Origin of the sequence: Nocardioides marmoriginsengisoli, from assembly GCF_003725695.1 — a bacterium.
In the GTDB taxonomy this organism is placed as follows: domain Bacteria; phylum Actinomycetota; class Actinomycetes; order Propionibacteriales; family Nocardioidaceae; genus Marmoricola; species Marmoricola marmoriginsengisoli.
The window spans coordinates 1,236,427-1,252,394 of sequence record NZ_RJSE01000007.1 but is presented as its reverse complement, the minus strand read 5'-3'; the positions used below and the strand labels follow the sequence as shown (position 1 = coordinate 1,252,394).

Genomic DNA, 15,968 nt, shown 5'->3' with positions numbered 1-15,968 from the left:
CGGTTGCCGGGAACGATTGCTCCCCGGTGCCTCACTCCCCCACCCGGTCCAGCAGCATCCGGACGATCCGCGCGGTCGCACCCCAGACCAGCTGACCGTCCACGGTGTAGGTGTCGGTGCGGACCGGGACGCCCTTGCGGAACAGACGCTCGAAGCGGTGCCCCGTCCGGAGCTCGGCCAGGGGCAGCTCGAGGACGGCGGCCACCTCGCGCTCGGCGAGGACCCACGCGACGCCGGCCGGGACGACGCCCACGAACGGGTAGATCGTGAAGCCGCTGACGAAGGTTCCCAGCGGCGGCAGACCGCCGAGGATCGTGACGTCTGCGGGCGCGAGACCGATCTCCTCCTCGGCCTCCCGTACGGCGGTGTCGACCAGGTCCTCACCCGGATCACGCCGTCCGCCCGGGAACGAGATCTCGCCGGCGTGCTTGCGCAGGTCGGCACTGCGCTCGGTGAGGACGGCGACCGGGCCGCGCTCGTCCCAGAACAGCGGGATCAGTACGGCGGCATCCACCTTGCCGCCCGCGCTCATCACGCTGGTCTCGGCCGGCGGAAGCAGCGCCGCGGCCACGGTCTCAGGAGTCACGACGGCTTGGCATCCCCGAACGGCTCGTCGCGCTCGCGGACCGCCTCGCGGAAGCCGGCCTCGACGGCACGCTGGGCGAACCCGTACCCCTCGGCCGTGTGCCGGGAGATCCCGTCGAAGACGGTGCTCACCATCCCGCTGGTCGCGACGCCCTGGGCGAGCAGCGCGCTGTTGAGGGCGAGCTTCACCATGATCAGCTGGTTCTGCGGCATCGCCGCGATCCGCTGCACCAGGGCCTCGGTGCGCGCGTCCAGCTCCTCGGCCGGGTGGGACTCGATCGCCAGACCCCACTCGACGGCCTGCTTGCCGGTGATCAGGTCACCGGTCAGGAGCAGCCGCTTCGCCCGCTGGTCGCCGAGGCGGTGCGCCCACAACCCGGTCGCCGGGACGCCCCAGGCGCGGGTCGGCGGGTAGCCGATCCGGACGTCGTCGGCGACCACGATCTGGTCGCAGTGCAGGGCGATGTCGGTGCCGCCGGCGACGGCGAACCCGTGCAGCTTGGCGACCGTCGGCTTGTTGGCGTGCAGCAGGCTGGCGTAGCCGCGGTTGAAGCGGCTCATCATCTGGTAGTCGACCATCGGGTCCCAGGTGCGGTTCGGGTCGTGGTTCTCGAGCTGGACGGTGGCGTCGAGGACGCTCGTCCCTGCCTCGCCCGACGCCCCCATGTCCCCTTCGGCGAACAATCCCAAGTCGTAGCCGCCGCAGAACCCCTTCCCGCGCCCGGACAGCAGAATCACGTGCACCCGGCGGTCGGTGTCGGCGCGCTCGACCGCGTCGGCGAGCTCGACCGGGGTGTCGGCGGTGATGGCGTTGCCGTGCTCCGGCCGGTCGAAGGTGATCCTGGCTACCCGGCCGTCGACCTCGTAGGTCAGCGTCCGGTAGTCCTCCATCAAGAACCCTCGGGCAGCGCGCGGTCCAGGATCGCGGTGAAGTCGGTGCCGGCCGGAAGGGTGCCGAAGGCGAGCCCGCCCTGGCCGTCCAGCCGGCTCGCGCAGAACGCGTCCGCCACCGCAGCCGGCGCGTGCCGGACCAGCAGCGAGCCTTGGAGCACCAGCGCCATCTGCTCGACCAGGCCGCGGGCCCGGACCTCGATCGAGTCCAGGTCCCCGAGCGCCGCACCCAGCCGGCCGACGGCCGCGTCCAGCCGTGCGTCACCGCCGGCGGACAGCGCGAGCTCGCCCATCAGCGCGTCCAGCGAGTCCGGCTCCTTGCCCAGCGCCCGCAGGACGTCGAGCGCGTTGACGTTGCCGGAGCCCTCCCAGATCGAGTTCAGCGGCGCCTCCCGGTAGAGCCGCGGCATCCCGGAGTCCTCGACGTACCCGTTGCCGCCAAAGCACTCCATCGCCTCGGCCGTGAACGCCGCACCGCGCTTGGTGACCCAGTACTTGCCGATCGCGGTGGCGATCCGGCGGAACGCCTGCTCGCCCTCGTCGCCGCGGATCCCGCGGTCGGCCGCACCCGCGAGCCGCAGGGCCAACGTGGTCGCGGCCTCGGACTCGATCGCCAGGTCGGCGACGACATTGCGCATCAACGGCTGGTCGATCAGCGTCTTGCCGAACGCGGCCCGGTGCTGGACGTGGTGGCCGGCCTCGACCAGCGCCTTGCGCATCATCCCGGCGGAGCCCGTGACGCAGTCCAGCCGGGTGCAGCTGACCATCTCGATGATGGTCTTCACGCCACGGCCCTGCTCCCCCACCAGCCAGGCCACGGTGCCGTCGAACTCCGGCTCGGAGGAGGCGTTGGACCGGTTGCCGAGCTTGTCCTTGAGCCGCACGATCCGGAAGGCGTTCCGGGTGCCGTCGGGCAGGATCCGCGGCACCAGGAAGCAGGAGAGCCCGCCCGGAGCCTGGGCCAGCACCAGGAACACGTCGCACATCGGCGCCGAGGTGAACCACTTGTGCCCGGTCAGCGTGAAGACACCGGGCTCGGCCGTCGGGGTCGCGATCGTGGAGTTGGTGCGGACGTCGGAGCCGCCCTGCTTCTCGGTCATCCCCATCCCGGCGAGCAGGCCGCGCTTCTCGGTCGGGACCCGCAGGCCCGGGTCGTAGACGCGGCTGGTCAGGCCCGGCTCGTAGATCGCCGCGAGGTCCGGCTGGTGCCGCAGCGCTGGGACCACCGCGTAGGTCATCGTGATCGGGCAGCCGTGGCCGGCCTCGGTGTGCTGCCAGGCCAGGCCGCCCGCCGTCCGCGCGACGTGCGCGCCCGGGCGCGGGTCCACCCAGGCCGCTCCGGCGCCGCCCTCGGCGACCGAGGTGCGCATCAGGTGGTGCCAGGAGGGGTGGAACTCGACCTCGTCGATCCGGTTGCCGTAGCGATCCACGGTGCGGAGCTCCGGCTCGAACCGATTGGCCTCCTCGGCCCAGCGCTGCGCCTCCTCGGACCCCGCCAGCTGACCGAGGCGCCGTACGTCGGCCTCGGCCCAGCCGGCGCCTTCGCGGTGCAGACCCTCGAGCAGCGCCGCGTCCGCGGCGGCGTCGTACGGCGCGTGCGGAGGCGGCTGATTGGTCACCTCGTGGGTCTCCCCGGCGGGGAGGGTCGCGCTGGTCTGGTCCGGACGCTCGGTACTGGTCGTCATAGGAGTAGTATTACGCGATCACGACAACCGTTTCAAGAGTGTAAGGAGACAGCGTGCGTCCGCTCAGCGCCCGGTCCGTGGTGCTCAGCCTGCTGCTCGGCGCGCACCCGCCCGAGCTGCCGGTGAGCGCCCTGGTCGACGCCGCCGAGCTCTTCGAGATCTCCGAGTCGACCCTGCGCGTCGCGCTCACCCGGATGGTCGCCAACGGCGACCTCGAACGGACCGAGGGCAGCTACCGCCTCAGCGAGCGCCTGCTCGAGCGGCAGCGACGCCAGGACGTCGCCCTCGATCCGGCCGGCGCGTGGGACGGGACCTGGGAGATGGTCGTGGTGACCTCGGCCGGCCGCAGCGCGGCTGACCGCGCTGGCCTGCGCACCCAGCTGACCGACCTCCGCCTCGCCGAGCTCCGCGAGGGGGTCTGGCTGCGTCCGGCCAACCTGGCCCGCTCGCTGCCGGAGTGGCCCGACGGCCTGGTCAGCACCTTCTCCAGTACGCCGGCAGCGGACCCGCGCGCACTGGCCGGCCAGCTCTGGGACCTCGACGGCTGGAACCTCACCGGCCGGCACCTCCTCGACGACATCGCCGCCGCGCGCTCGGCGGCCCAGCGGCTCGCCGTGGCAGCGGCCGTCGTACGGCACCTGCGCGAGGACCCGGCGCCCCCGGCCGAGCTGCTGCCTGCAGGCTGGGTCGCCGACGACCTGCGGATCTCCTACGCGGCGTACCAGCGCGAGCTGATCGAGCAGGGCATGACGCTGGTGATCAGCAGCACTCAGGCCAACGCGTAGCCGGCCTCGGCGACGGCGGCGCCGACGGCTGCGTCGTCCAGCGGTCCGTCGCTGGTCACGGTGAGCAGACCGGTCTCCAGGACGACGTCGACCGCGGTCACACCCGGGATCTCACCGACCTCCTCGCTCACCGAGGAGACGCAGTGCCCACACGTCATCCCGGTCACGGTGTAGGTGCTGGTGCTCATGACTTCACCAGCCGGGCGATCGCATCCGAGGCTTCCTTGAGCTTCGCGTCCGCCTCCGGGCCGCCGGCCTTGACGGCCTCGACCACGCAGTGGCCGATGTGCTCGTCGAGCAGGCTCAGCGAGACCGCCTGGAGCGCCTTCGTCATCGCCGAGACCTGGGTGAGGATGTCGATGCAGTACTGGTCCTCGTCGACCATCCGCTGCAGACCACGGGCCTGACCCTCGATCCGGCGGAGCCGCTTGAGGTAGTCGTCCTTGGACTTGTTCGCGATGTACGAGTGCTGGGTTTCGCTCATGACACCACGATATACCCCCCATGGGTATTTTCCAACGGTGCGCGAGGAGCCGCCGGTCACACCAGGTCGTCGACCTCGGACCCCGCGTCGGCGACCACCGGCGCGGAACCGCGCAGCGGGACCTCCTTGATGAACCAGGAGATCAGGAACGCCACGATCGTCAGGACGGCGGCCCAGAGGAAGATCTGGTGGGTGCCGGCCACCACCGCGTGCCGGAACGCCGCGATGAAGTCGGCCGGCGCGTCCTTGAGCGCGGCCGGCGTCAGGCTCGCGACCGAGCCGCCACCGAGGTCCGGCGTCTTGCCGACGCTCTCGGTCAGGGACTGGGTCAGGTGGTGGGTGTAGATCGTCCCGAGGATCGCCACCCCGATCGAGCCGCCGAGGGTCCGCACGAAGGTGAAGGTACCGGTGCCGGCACCGAGGTCGCGGAGCTCGACGCTGTTCTGGGCGACCAGGTTGGTGGTCTGCATCAGGCAGCCGAGGCCCAGGCCCATCACGATCATGAAGAGCGCCGACCGGCCGGTCCCGGTGTCGACCGTCATCGTCGAGAACAGGTAGAGGCCGATCCCGAGCAGCACCGTGCCCACCACCGGGAACGCCTTGTAGCGACCGGTCCGGCTGATGTACTGCCCGCCGCCGATCGAGGTCGCCATCAGGGCCAGCATCATCGGCATCAGCAGCAGGCCGCTGTTGGTCGCGGACTGGCCCTGGACGAACTGCTGGAACTGCGGCAGGAAGGTGATCGTGCCGAACATGCCGAAGCCCGCCACGAAGCCGATCACGGTGGCAAGGGTGAAGTTCTTGCTGCCGAACAGGTGCAGGCCGATCACCGGCTCGACGGCCTTGCGCTCGATCAGGACGAACACGACCAGCCCCACCGCGGCCACCGCGAACAGCGTGTTGATCTGCCAGGAACCCCACGGGTACTCGGTGCCGCCCCAGGTGATCGCGAGCACCAGCGACACGATCCAGGTGGTCAGCACCGAGATGCCCCACCAGTCGATCACCACCTTCTCGGTACGGCGGGCCTCGTGCGTCAGGTGCAGCGTCGACCAGATCACGAACAGCGCAATCCCGCCGAGCGGCAGGTTCACGTAGAAGTTCCACCGCCAGGAGACGTGGTCGGTGATGAAGCCGCCGACGAGCGGTCCGCCGATCATCGCGACCGGCATCACCGCCATCATGATGCCCATGTACTTGCCGCGGTCGCGCGGCGGCACCAGGATGCCGAGCACCGACATGATCCCGACGATCAGGCCGCCGGCGCCGAGTCCCTGGAAGGCCCGGAAGAAGACCAGCTGGCCCATGTTCTGAGCGAGGCCGCAGAGCGCCGAGCCGAGCAGGAAGAGCACGATCGCGGACATGAACGTGTACTTGTGCCCGAACAGGTCGCCGAGCTTGCCCCAGATCGGCGTCGCCACGGCCGAGGCCAGGATGTAGCCGGTCACCACCCAGGACAGGTGGTTGAGCCCGCCGAGGTCGCCCACGATCGTCGGCAGTGCCGGCGCGACGATCATGTTGTCGAGCTGGGCCAGCAGCATCGCGACGACCAGCCCGCTCATCGCGGTGATGATCTGCCGGGGAGTCAGGACGGGGTTCTCTTCGGTGGTCGCCATCGTCGCCTTTCGCGCGGGAGCCGTAGCCGCCGGATCGGCGTACTGACCGAGCGGTAAGCACACTCTATGCTCTGCCCATGCAGACCCGCGATCGGATTCTCGACGCCGCCCTCGAGCAGTTCACCGCCAAGGGGTACGACGCGACGTCGATGCGCGAGATCGGCGAGCAGCTCGGCATCACCAAGGCGGCGCTGTACTACCACTTCGCCAGCAAGGAGGACATCGTCCGGGCGCTGCTGGTCGAGATCGAGGGCCAGGTCGGGGAGCTGGTCACCTGGGCCCGCACGCAGCCGTTCGGCCCCGAGCTGCGGAGCGCGGTGCTGGCCCGCTGGTCGGACATCATGCAGGCGCACGGGCTGACCGCGTTCCGGTTCTTCGTCGCCAACCGACGGATCGTGCTCGACGTCAGCCCGGACCGCAGCGGCATGCACGCGAAGATGGACGAGCTCTACGCCCTGCTCGCGCCGGGCGAGGCGTCGGTCGACGAGCAGCTGCGAATCCGGCTCGCCCTGATGGCGGTGAACATGGCCGGGATGGTCGGCGCCGGGATCGATGCCCCCGACGAGGAGATCCTCGCCAGCGCCCGCCGGGTCGCTGAAGAGCTGATGCCCGACCCCCGGCACCGTGGTTCCGCGGACTGAGCCTGATCCTCAGCTGAACTTCCGGTACAGCGCTTCCTGGGCCATGCTCGCCACGACCCGGCCGGAGCGGTCGAAGATCGAGCCGGTGTAGAGACCGCGGTTGCCGGAGATCACCCGGGCGCTGAAGTCGGTGAAGACCCAGTCGTCCATCCGGCCCGGGTGGTGGAACCAGACCGCGTGGTCGAGGCTGGCGGCCGGGACGAAGCCGTCGGTCTGGAAGCTGTGCAGGTCGGCCGAGACGTCGGTCAGGTAGGTCAGCGCCGCCGCGTTGAGCAGGACGTCGTCGCCGATCGTGGTGGTGAACCGCGACCAGAAGCGCGCCGGCCAGGCGGTGACCCCGTCCTCGGGCGGGATCGTGGCCTCCATCGAGAACATCCGCGGCACGACCCAGGTCACGGACTCCTCGGGACCGGTGACCTCCGGCAGCGCCGGCGCCTGGAGGTCCATCCCGCCGACCGGTGCGGCGAAGGACGTCGAGGTCGAGAAGATCACCTCGCCGCGCTGGATCGCGACCACCCGACGAGCCGAGAACGACCCGCCGTCGCGATCCCGGTCGACCTTGAACAGCGTCGGCCGGGAGGCGTCGCCCCGGCGGAGGAAGTAGCCGTGCAGCGAGTGCGGGTGCCGGCCGTCCGGGACCGTCAGCCCCGCGGCGAGCAGTGCCTGGGCGGCGACCTGGCCGCCGTACAGGGGCCAGTCCTCGTCGAAGACGTAGTTCGCCCGGAAGGTGTCCTCCTCGACCTTCTCTAGCTGGAGCAGGTCGAGCAGGTCCCCGGCGGCGGTCGGTCCGGTCAGCATCAGACGTCGGTGACGCGGACTCCGGCGTGGGCCTTGTAGCGGCGGTTCATGCTGATCAGGTTCGCGGTCAGCGCCTCGACCTGGTGGGCGTTCCGGCGGCGGCCGCCGTACACGCCGCGGACGCCGGGGATGGTGTCGGCCAGGGCCTGGACCAGGTCGGTGGCTTCGCGCTCGTCGCCGAGCACCAGGACGTCGGTGCCGAGGTCGGTGACGTCGGGGTCCTCAAGCAGCACCGCGCTGACGTTGTGGAACGCGCCGACGACCGTGCTCTCGGTGAGGATCGCGGCGGCCTGCTGGGTGGCGGATCCCTCGGCGACCGGGAGCGCGTAGGCGCCCTGCTTGTCGAAGCCGAGCGGGTTCACGCAGTCGACCACGATCTTGCCGTCCAGCGCCGGCTTCAGGTCGGCGAGCAGCTCACCGTGACCGTCCCACGGCACCACGACCAGGACGATGTCGCCGGCCTCGGAGGCGCCGCGGTTGTCCGACCCGGAGACCGGGACGCCGATCGCCGCGGAGAGCTCGGCCGCGGCGGCTTCGCCCTTCTCCGCCGTACGGCTGCCGAGGACGACCTTCAAGCCGGCCTGCGCGAACCGGCGGGCGAGGCCGCGGCCCTGGGGGCCGGTGCCGCCGAGGACGGCGATGGTGAGGTCGTTCAGGTCCGGGGTCGCGGTGGCGTCGTTGGTCACCGTCGTAGATTACGCGGCGCCTGAGCCGTCGGGATCGTCGACCCCGGTCCGCTGCTGCTCCGCTAGGCGCGCGCACCGGGCCGCAGCTCGACCGCCCGGTAGACCATGTCGGAGAGCGCCCGGTAGGCGTCCGCGTCGTCCAATCCGGCGGCGGCCTCGATCCGGCCGCCCTGGATCGCGGCCATCACCTCGGCCACCGCAGCACCGACGAAGCGGGCGTTCACCGGGCGCAGCGCCTTCGCGGCGACGCCGGCCAGCACGATGTCCTGGACTCGCTGGGCCGCGCGCCGGGTGTTCTCCTCGTAGAGCTCGCGCGCCGGAGGGTAGGCGGCGACGTCGGCGTAGAACTGCTCCGAGGCCGGCGCCAGCTCGTCGGAGACCGCCGCCAGGTAGACCTGGATCCTCAGCCCCAGGTCCGGATCCGCCTCCACCCGCTCCTCGATCCGCTCCGCGGCCCTCCGGAAGTAGCCGCGCACCGCGGTCACGATGATCTGCTCCTTGCTGGAGGCCACCTGGTAGAGCGTCGAGCGCGAGCAGGAGAGCCGGGCCGCCAGGTCGCCGACGCCGAAGGCCGCGAAGCCCTCGGCGAGGTAGAGCTCGATCAGCTCGTCGAGCAGGCCGTCGCCGCGGGGATCAGTGGGCATGGGCTGACGCTAGCAGTACCAGTTTAGATACTCTAGTACTCTGTCTGATACAGCACGTCTGTCCGTTACGTACCGTCCGACCCGAGAGCGAGCACCGCGATGACCGCCCGACGCATCCTGCCGACCGAGGAAGCGACCGACCTGCTCAAGCTGGTCCGCGACCTCGCCACCCGCGAGCTGCTGCCGCTGGCCGCGTCGGCGGAGAAGAACCAGGAGTTCCCGCGCGAGGTGTTCCGGCTGCTCGGCCGCACCGGCCTGCTCGGACTCCCCTACCCCGAGGAGTACGGCGGCGGTGGCCAGTCCTACGAGGTCTACCTCCAGGTGCTGGAGGAGATCGGCGCGGTCTGGTCGAGCGTCGGCGTCGGCGTCAGCGTGCACGCGCTCTCCTGCTTCGGGCTGGTGACCGCGGGCACCGAGGAGCAGAAGCAGGCCTGGCTCCCGGACATGCTCGGCGGCGAGCTGCTCGGTGCCTACTGCCTCTCCGAGCCGCACGCCGGGTCCGACCCGGCGGCGATGCGGACGACGGCGCGCCGCGACGGCGACGAGTACGTGCTCAACGGCGCGAAGGCCTGGACCACCCACGGCGGCCGGGCCGACTTCTACAAGGTGATGGCACGGACGTCCGAGGAGCGCTACGGCATCTCTTGCTTCCTGATCCCGGCGGACACCCCAGGCCTGGTCGCGGACAGCCTCGAGACCAAGATGGGTCTGACCGCGTCCCCGACCGCGACGATGCTGCTCGACGACGTCCGGATCCCGGTCGAGCGCCGCCTCGGCGCCGAGGGCGACGGACTCAAGATCGCGCTGGCCGGCCTCGACTCCGGCCGGCTCGGCATCGCCGCGGTGGCCACCGGCCTGGCCCAGGGAGCGCTCGACCAGGCCGTCGCCTACGCCAAGGAGCGGGAGACCTTCGGCGAGCGGATCATCGACCACCAGGGGCTGGCCTTCGTGCTCGCCGACATGGATGCCGCGGTCCAGTCGGCCCGGGCGACGACCCTGCACGCGGCGCGCCTCAAGGACGCCGGCCTGCCGTTCAGCCGCGAGGCCTCGATCGCCAAGCTGGTCGCGACCGACAACGCCATGAAGGTCACCACCGACGCCGTCCAGGTGCTCGGCGGCTACGGCTACACCCGCGACTTCCCGGTCGAGCGGTACATGCGCGAGGCCAAGGTGATGCAGATCTTCGAGGGCACCAACCAGATCCAGCGGATGGTGATCGGGCGGTCGCTGGACAAGGACAACAACGGGACGATCACGACCCGCTGACGTTCAGCGCGCGGAGTCGCGGACCAGCAGATCACGGGTGATCGCGGCCAGGTCGGCGGTGCCGGAGAGCGCCATCGTGAGGTCGAGCTCGGCGATCACGTTGGCGACCACCTCGGCGACGCCCTGCTCGCCGGCGAGGGCGAGGCCGTACATGTACGGACGGCCGAGCAGGACCGCGTCGGCACCGAGGGCGAGGGCGGTGAACACGTCCGCGCCGGTCCTGATGCCGCTGTCGAGCAGCACCGTCGGGTCGGCACCGACCGCCTCGCGGATCGTCACCAGCGCGTCCAGCGAGGCGATCGCGTTGTCGACCTGGCGGCCGCCGTGGTTCGAGACGACGATCGCGTCGACGCCGGAGTCGAACGCCTTGCGCGCGTCGTCGGGGTGCAGGATCCCCTTCAGCACGACCGGCAGCCGGGTCCGCTCCCGCAGCGTCGCCAGGTGCTCCCAGCTCAGACCCGGGTTGGAGTAGATGTCCAGGAAGGTCTCGACCGCCGCCCGCGGTTCCGGGGAGCGCAGGTTGGCGCCGAACGAGCCGGGGTGGTTGCGGGTCATCGAGATCAGCGTCCTGATCGCCCCGAGGGTGACCTCGGAGGCCTGCTTCGGCGCGTTCGCGATCCGCTCCCGCACGATCTCGGTGAACCTCGGGTCGGAGGTGTACTGCGCGATCCCGATGCCCTGGCTGAACGGCAGCGACCCGAGGTTCAGGTCCATCGGCCGCCAGCCGAGCAGGGTGGTGTCCAGGGTGACGACCAGCGCGCCGGCACCGATCGCTTCGGCCCGGGCGATCATCGAGTCGACCAGGTCCTCGTCGGTGCTCCAGTAGAGCTGCACCCAGCGCGGACTGTCGCCCATCGCGGCGGCGCACTCCTCCATCGGGTTGCAGCCCTGGTTGGAGAACACGTACGTCACCCCGTGCGCCGCCGCACCGCGCGCGATCTTCACGTCACTGTCCGGGCTCATCAGCGCCCCGGCCCCGATCGGCGCGAGCAGCACCGGCGCCGGCAGCGTCGTACCGAGCAGGTCGACGGAGAGGTCCCGGGTGGTGTTGCCGTGCGCCATCCGCGGCACGATCGACCAGCTGTCGAAGGCGGCCCGGTTGCGGCGCATCGTCCGGCCCTCACCGGCACCGCCGGCGACGTACGCCCACGCGGTGGCGCTGCTCGCCTTCTCCGCGCGCGCCTCCAGGGTGGCGAAGTCGGTCGGCACCGCGGGGGTGCGCCCGAAGACGCCGGCTCGGTAGACGGACTCCTGGCGGGCGCGGCCGGGGCCGCGGTTCGGGGTGCTCACGGGGTGAGCCTAGGGCGTCCTACGGCGTCCCGCCGAGCCGCGGACATTCGTAACAAAAGCCCGAATCCGTCGTTGATCCCGGCATGACCGCGCTCCCCTCGCCGCACCTGCTGGACACCCTCGGCACCGCCGTCGACGCGCGCCTGGGCGCGGACCACCCGGACCGGGCGTTCACGATCAAGCTCTGCGCCGAGGCGATCGGCTTCAGCTGGATCCTCAGCCGCCGGATGCCGGACGGTCACGTCGGCCGCCGGGCGCGGACGTCCGCGGCGCTGCTGCTCGAGCTGGCGTTCCCGGAGATGCGCGCCGGGGTGCGGCACCAGCTCAGCGTCGCCTGCGAGATCATCGCGACCGGCGCGCACGTTCCGCTGACCGACTGACGTCGCCGGCCCGGAGGTAGTCAAGAACCTTCCCGCGGGTCTACGTTCCCCTCATGAGGTTGCACAAGGACGCCAAGACCGAGCTGATCCGTTCGCTCCCGCTCTTCGCCGACTGCACGCCGGGCGAGGTCGCCGAGGTGGCCGCGATCGCCGACGAGATCGACCTCCGCTCCGGGTTGCGGCTGGCCACCGAGAAGGCCGACGGCCAGGAGTTCGTGGTGATCATCGAGGGCACCGCGGACGTGACCCAGGGCGACGCCGTGATCAACACCCTGCGCTCGGGCGACTTCTTCGGCGAGATCGCCCTGGTCACCGGAGAACCCCGGACCGCGAGCGTGATCGCGACCAGCGACGTGCACGCGCTGGTGATCGAGGGTCACGCCTTCCGGCGGCTGCTCGAGGACGCCCCGGACATCGACGCCAAGGTACGCCGCGCGGTGGCGGAGCGCACCTAGGAGGTCCCAGCCGCCTCGAGCGCGTCGGTCAGCATCGTCACCAGGGCCTCCAGCTGCAGGTCCACCGACGACACGATGTCCTCGTCCGACCCGTCCAGCGCCCGGGCCGCGAGCCCGGCCTTGGCGTCGATCAGCTCCGCGATCCTGGTGTCCACGGTCTGCGCCGCGATCACCCGCCAGGCGGTGACCGGGTCGCCCTGGCCGATCCGGTGCACCCGGTCGATCGCCTGGGTCTGCTCGGCCGCGGTCCAGGAGAGCTCGGCCAGCACCACGTTCGAGGCGACCTGGAGGTTCAGGCCGACACCGGCCGCGGTCAGCGAGCAGACCACCACCGCGACGTCCGGGTCGTTCACGAACGCGTCGATGTTCTTCTCGCGCACCCGCGGGGTCTGGTCGCCGCGGATCGAGGAGTACTTCAGGCCGCGCTTCGCGAAGGTCTGCTCGGCCACGTCCATCACGTCGACGTGCTTGGCGAAGAAGACCACCTTGCCGACGTTGCGGGCCAGCTGCGCGGTGTAGTCGGCGGCCAGCGAGGCCTTGGCCTGGCCGATCCGGCGCATCAGCCCGAAGACGTTCTCGCCGGTGCTGGAGTCGGAGTCCTCACGCTCCCAGCCGGCCACCCGGCGTACCAGGTCGTGGTCGATGCCGTCGACGACCGCGCCCTCGCGACGGGTCGCCAGCGCGCTCTCGTACTTCTCCACCAGGCGACGGGCCAGCTCGGCCTCCGCCTCGCGGATCGACCGGCCCAGCTCGCCGTCGAGCTCGACCGGGATGTCGGCGATCCGGCGCTCCGGAATGTCCGCGGCGACGTCCACCTTGCGCCGGCGGACGATGCCGAGCTCGATCACCGACCGGCGCGCGTTCGGGAAGAAGCCCGGGTCGAGCGGCGTCAGCCCGGTCTCCTCCAGGGAGTCCATCAGCGCGGCCAGCGGCTTCTTCTCGTCGATCCAGCCGAGGAACTGCCAGATCGCCCGGAAGTCGTCGATGTCGTTGATCAGCGGCGTCCCGGTCAGGGCCATCAGCAACGGTCGCGCGGTGTGCGCCCGGATGCTCTCGGCGACGTCGAGGACGTGCTGGCTGCGCTGCGAGGTCTTGTTCTTGATGAAGTGCGCCTCGTCCACGACCATGCCGCGGAAGCGCAGGTCCTGGAGCCAGCCGACGTGCCGGTCCAGCACCTCGTAGTTGACGATGATGATGTCGGCGAAGCCGTCGATCGAGTCGCCGTCGCCGTGGATCACGGTCGCCGGGTGCCGCGGCGTCCAGCGCTCGGCCTCGCGGGCCCAGTTGGTCTTCACCACGTTCGGGACGACGACCAGCAGCGGGTAGGCGTTGGCGGCCTGCGCGGCGAGCAGCGCCTGCGCGGTCTTGCCCAGGCCGGGCTCGTCGGCGAGCAGGAAGGTGCGGTGCCCGGCGGCCGCGGCGGCGACCAGGCGGGACTGGTGCGCCATCAGCTCGAGGCCCTCGGGCAGCCGGACGGGTCCCGGAGCGGGCAGCGCCATGCAGGCGGGTGCCCCGCCGTCAGCCTGCTCGAAGGAACGGAACAGCGGGCCGAGCAGCTCCCAGCGGGCGAGCTCGCTGTCGCGCGGCCGGCTCCGGCGGGCGGCGGAGAAGTCGGGGACCAGGAACGGATTGGCCAGCTGGCGGGCGCGGACGGCCTGGGGCACGACCCGGCGCTCGGTGACGACCGACTCGACGACCTCCGGCTCGGGCTCCTCCTCGATCAGGACCTCCAGGCCGCCGGCCGTCTTGATCTCGCGGATCAGGTTCTTGGCAGCGTCGGTGACGACGGCGTCCTCGGCGAGCAGCGAGAACAGCGTGGTGTCCCGCGCGGCCGTCTGGGCCAGGATCGTGGCGATCCCGTCGAGCCGCTTGAGCTCCTCGCCCCGACGCCCCTCGGTCAGCTCGGTGTCGCCCTTGATCCGGGCCCGCTCCTCGCGGACGAGCAGCGCGATCACCTGGAACTTGGTCCGGGTGGACGGGGCGATCGAGCGCCGTTCGACCGCCGACTCGACCTCGCGCACCGCGCGGGCCAGCTGCGGGATCAGACCGCGGTCGTCCTGGTTGCGGGCACGGCCTTGCGCGCGCGGTGCCGTACGGCGAGCGCCTTGCTGCCGGCGCTGGGTCCCTCGAGCCACAAACATCACCTTTCCAGCGCGTGACGCGCTCGCCGCGCCCCCGAACGGGGCACGGAGCGACGAGACGTGTCCGGGCAGCTCATCGGTGGCGGAGGTTCACGCTCACCGGTGGTTCGCAATTCAGGCTGGACACCCTCGTGCCCCAACATTCTCGCACATCGGGGGTGATTCCGCCGCAGCGATCCCCACTCGCCAACGTCCCGGTCTCCCCTATCCTGCGGCGGTGAACTTGATCAACGACCAGGACGTCGGCGCCTGGCTGGAGGAATTCGCGGCCCGGGTCCGGGCCCGCGACCTGGACGGCGGACGGTCGCTCTTCGACCCGTCGGCGATCGGCTTCGGCACCGTGGCCGACCGGTACGACGGCCTCGACGAGCTGGTCGGCGCGCAGTGGTCGGACGTCTGGCCGCGCACCGAGGAGTTCGCCTTCGACGCGGCCGACGCGCGCTGGCTGGACGAGGTGCTCTGCGTGGTCGCGGCCACCTGGACCTCGGTCGGTACGACGGCCGGCGAGCGCCGGACCCGGACCGGACGGGCCACCGTGGTGCTGCGCCGGTCCGACGACGGCGGCCTGCTCGCGGTGCACACCCACATGTCGATGACCCCCGGGACGCCTGCGTGATCACTTACTACGCCACCACACCCCACTGCTACACCTTCGAGTCGTTCGTCCGGGACTGGGCGCCCGAGCTGGCCGACCAGGTCCGGGTGCTCGGCTACAGCGAGCTCGATCTGGCCGCCGCGCCGGCGCCCGGGCTGCACGTCCTCACCGACTTCGAGCGGCTGCTCGGGCCGGAGCAGCGCTTCGCACGGCGGCTGCACGGCCGGCTGCGGAAGCGCGCCGGGCTGCGCGTGCTCGGCGACCCCGGCCGGTGGCTGGGCCGGCACGCGCTCCTCCGCCGGCTGCACGAGGAGGGCATCAACGACTTCCGCGCCTACACCGTCGACGAGCTCGGGCCGCAGGTCCGGTTCCCGGTCTTCCTGCGCTGGGCCAACGCGCACGAGGGCAGCATGAGCAAGCCGATCCACGACCTCGCGACGCTGGAGAAGCGGCTGGCCAAGGTCGCCCGCGAGAACCGGCGGCGGTGGCGCTGGATCCGCGACCAGCTGCTGGTCGTGGAGCTGGTCGACGCGGTCTCGGACGACGGCGTCTTCCGCAAGTACTCGATCGCCCGGATCGGAGACGAGTACATCCCCCGGCACCTGGTGGTCGACCGCGACTGGGTCACCAAGGGGCCGGTGGTCGTCACGCCCGAGATCGTGGCCGAGGAGGAGGCCTTCCTCGCCTCCCCCGCCGACCTCGACCTGGTCAAGCAGGTGTTCGAGATCGCCGGCATCGAGTTCGGCCGGATCGACTGGGGGTACGCCGGCGGTCGCGCCCAGTTCTGGGAGATCAACACCAACCCGATGCTGGCGCCGCACAACGCGCCGGATCCGCTGCGCCGGCCGTCGCAGGAACGGCAGACCGCCCTGACCCGGGAGGCTCTCGAGTCGCAGGCGGCCGCGGCCGGCGGCGGGTCCCGGGCGGGCGTCGTACCGGCTCCGGAGCGGTGGGCGTGGCAGGCGCTGAACGCCGGCAGCCGGCGGTGGGACCCGCGGCGCCGCTGAGCCACCCCTGAAACCCCTT

General features: G+C 71.3%; 18 protein-coding genes. 7 read left to right on the top strand and 11 right to left on the bottom strand.

Annotation, left to right across the window (positions count from 1 at the left end):
* Positions 1-31 precede the first annotated feature (31 nt).
* The 3 genes from EFK50_RS14560 to EFK50_RS14550 are packed head-to-tail and all read right to left on the bottom strand — an operon-like array spanning position 32 to position 3,161.
* Positions 32-586 (bottom strand): NUDIX hydrolase, encoded by a 555-nt coding sequence (locus EFK50_RS14560; protein ID WP_221177401.1) that lies wholly within the window; start codon positions 584-586, stop codon positions 32-34.
* Positions 583-1,476, bottom strand: a complete 894-nt coding sequence (locus EFK50_RS14555; protein WP_123228233.1) for a crotonase/enoyl-CoA hydratase family protein — start codon at positions 1,474-1,476, stop codon at positions 583-585. Before EFK50_RS14555 ends, EFK50_RS14560 begins: the two co-directional genes overlap by 4 nt.
* Positions 1,476-3,161, bottom strand: coding sequence for an acyl-CoA dehydrogenase family protein (locus EFK50_RS14550; protein WP_123228232.1), 1,686 nt, complete (start codon positions 3,159-3,161; stop codon positions 1,476-1,478). The genes EFK50_RS14555 and EFK50_RS14550 overlap by 1 nt, the downstream gene beginning before the upstream one ends.
* Before the next feature lie 53 nt (positions 3,162-3,214).
* On the opposite strand from EFK50_RS14550, the gene EFK50_RS14545 reads away from it, so the two are divergent.
* Positions 3,215-3,946 carry a PaaX domain-containing protein, C- domain protein gene (locus tag EFK50_RS14545; protein ID WP_123228231.1) on the top strand — a complete coding sequence of 244 codons (732 nt, stop codon included), beginning with the start codon at positions 3,215-3,217 and terminating at the stop codon, positions 3,944-3,946.
* Here EFK50_RS14545 and EFK50_RS14540 read toward each other — a convergent pair.
* From EFK50_RS14540 to EFK50_RS14530, 3 genes are read right to left on the bottom strand one after another with little or no spacing between them, the layout of a single operon-like run.
* Entirely contained in the window at positions 3,931-4,134 is a 204-nt protein-coding gene (locus EFK50_RS14540) for a heavy-metal-associated domain-containing protein (protein ID WP_123228230.1), read from the bottom strand. The genes EFK50_RS14545 and EFK50_RS14540 overlap by 16 nt on opposite strands.
* Positions 4,131-4,430, bottom strand: coding sequence for a metal-sensitive transcriptional regulator (locus tag EFK50_RS14535; protein WP_123228229.1), 300 nt, complete (start codon positions 4,428-4,430; stop codon positions 4,131-4,133). Before EFK50_RS14535 ends, EFK50_RS14540 begins: the two co-directional genes overlap by 4 nt.
* Positions 4,431-4,486: 56 nt before the next feature.
* Entirely contained in the window at positions 4,487-6,046 is a 1,560-nt protein-coding gene (locus EFK50_RS14530; RefSeq protein WP_123228228.1) for an MDR family MFS transporter, read from the bottom strand.
* Between the two features lie 77 nt (positions 6,047-6,123).
* Here EFK50_RS14530 and EFK50_RS14525 point away from each other — a divergent pair, with 77 nt between their 5' ends.
* Positions 6,124-6,687 (top strand): TetR/AcrR family transcriptional regulator, encoded by a 564-nt coding sequence (locus EFK50_RS14525; RefSeq protein WP_123228227.1) that lies wholly within the window; start codon positions 6,124-6,126, stop codon positions 6,685-6,687.
* Between the two features lie 9 nt (positions 6,688-6,696).
* Here EFK50_RS14525 and EFK50_RS14520 read toward each other — a convergent pair whose 3' ends face one another.
* From EFK50_RS14520 to EFK50_RS14510, 3 genes are all read right to left on the bottom strand, one after another.
* Positions 6,697-7,485, bottom strand: coding sequence for an acyl-CoA thioesterase (locus tag EFK50_RS14520; protein WP_123228226.1), 789 nt, complete (start codon positions 7,483-7,485; stop codon positions 6,697-6,699).
* Complete coding sequence (gene npdG, locus EFK50_RS14515; RefSeq protein WP_123228225.1) at positions 7,485-8,171, bottom strand: NADPH-dependent F420 reductase; 687 nt, start codon at positions 8,169-8,171, stop codon at positions 7,485-7,487. The genes EFK50_RS14520 and npdG overlap by 1 nt, the downstream gene beginning before the upstream one ends.
* Before the next feature lie 62 nt (positions 8,172-8,233).
* A complete protein-coding gene (locus EFK50_RS14510) occupies positions 8,234-8,815 on the bottom strand; it encodes a TetR/AcrR family transcriptional regulator (RefSeq protein WP_123228224.1) in 582 nt (193 codons plus the stop codon).
* 99 nt (positions 8,816-8,914) lie between these two features.
* On the opposite strand from EFK50_RS14510, the gene EFK50_RS14505 reads away from it, so the two are divergent.
* Positions 8,915-10,081, top strand: coding sequence for an acyl-CoA dehydrogenase family protein (locus tag EFK50_RS14505; RefSeq protein ID WP_123228223.1), 1,167 nt, complete (start codon positions 8,915-8,917; stop codon positions 10,079-10,081).
* A 3-nt stretch (positions 10,082-10,084) separates the two neighbouring features.
* Here EFK50_RS14505 and EFK50_RS14500 read toward each other — a convergent pair whose 3' ends face one another.
* Entirely contained in the window at positions 10,085-11,371 is a 1,287-nt protein-coding gene (locus EFK50_RS14500; protein ID WP_123228222.1) for a lactate 2-monooxygenase, read from the bottom strand.
* An 83-nt stretch (positions 11,372-11,454) separates the two neighbouring features.
* Here EFK50_RS14500 and EFK50_RS14495 point away from each other — a divergent pair, with 83 nt between their 5' ends.
* Together EFK50_RS14495 and EFK50_RS14490 are read left to right on the top strand one after the other, a co-directional pair.
* Positions 11,455-11,751 (top strand): hypothetical protein, encoded by a 297-nt coding sequence (locus EFK50_RS14495; protein WP_123228221.1) that lies wholly within the window; start codon positions 11,455-11,457, stop codon positions 11,749-11,751.
* A 53-nt stretch (positions 11,752-11,804) separates the two neighbouring features.
* A complete protein-coding gene (locus EFK50_RS14490) occupies positions 11,805-12,206 on the top strand; it encodes a cyclic nucleotide-binding domain-containing protein (protein ID WP_123228220.1) in 402 nt (133 codons plus the stop codon).
* Here EFK50_RS14490 and EFK50_RS14485 read toward each other — a convergent pair.
* Positions 12,203-14,341, bottom strand: coding sequence for a DEAD/DEAH box helicase (locus EFK50_RS14485; RefSeq protein ID WP_246004161.1), 2,139 nt, complete (start codon positions 14,339-14,341; stop codon positions 12,203-12,205). The two genes, EFK50_RS14490 and EFK50_RS14485, sit on opposite strands and share 4 nt — an antisense overlap.
* A 223-nt stretch (positions 14,342-14,564) precedes the next feature.
* Between EFK50_RS14485 and EFK50_RS22230 the strand changes: the two genes are divergently transcribed.
* Together EFK50_RS22230 and EFK50_RS14475 are read left to right on the top strand one after the other, a co-directional pair.
* A complete protein-coding gene (locus EFK50_RS22230; RefSeq protein ID WP_183407841.1) occupies positions 14,565-14,963 on the top strand; it encodes a YybH family protein in 399 nt (132 codons plus the stop codon).
* A complete protein-coding gene (locus EFK50_RS14475; RefSeq protein ID WP_123228218.1) occupies positions 14,960-15,949 on the top strand; it encodes a D-alanine--D-alanine ligase family protein in 990 nt (329 codons plus the stop codon). Before EFK50_RS22230 ends, EFK50_RS14475 begins: the two co-directional genes overlap by 4 nt.
* The last annotated feature ends 19 nt before the right edge of the window (positions 15,950-15,968 follow it).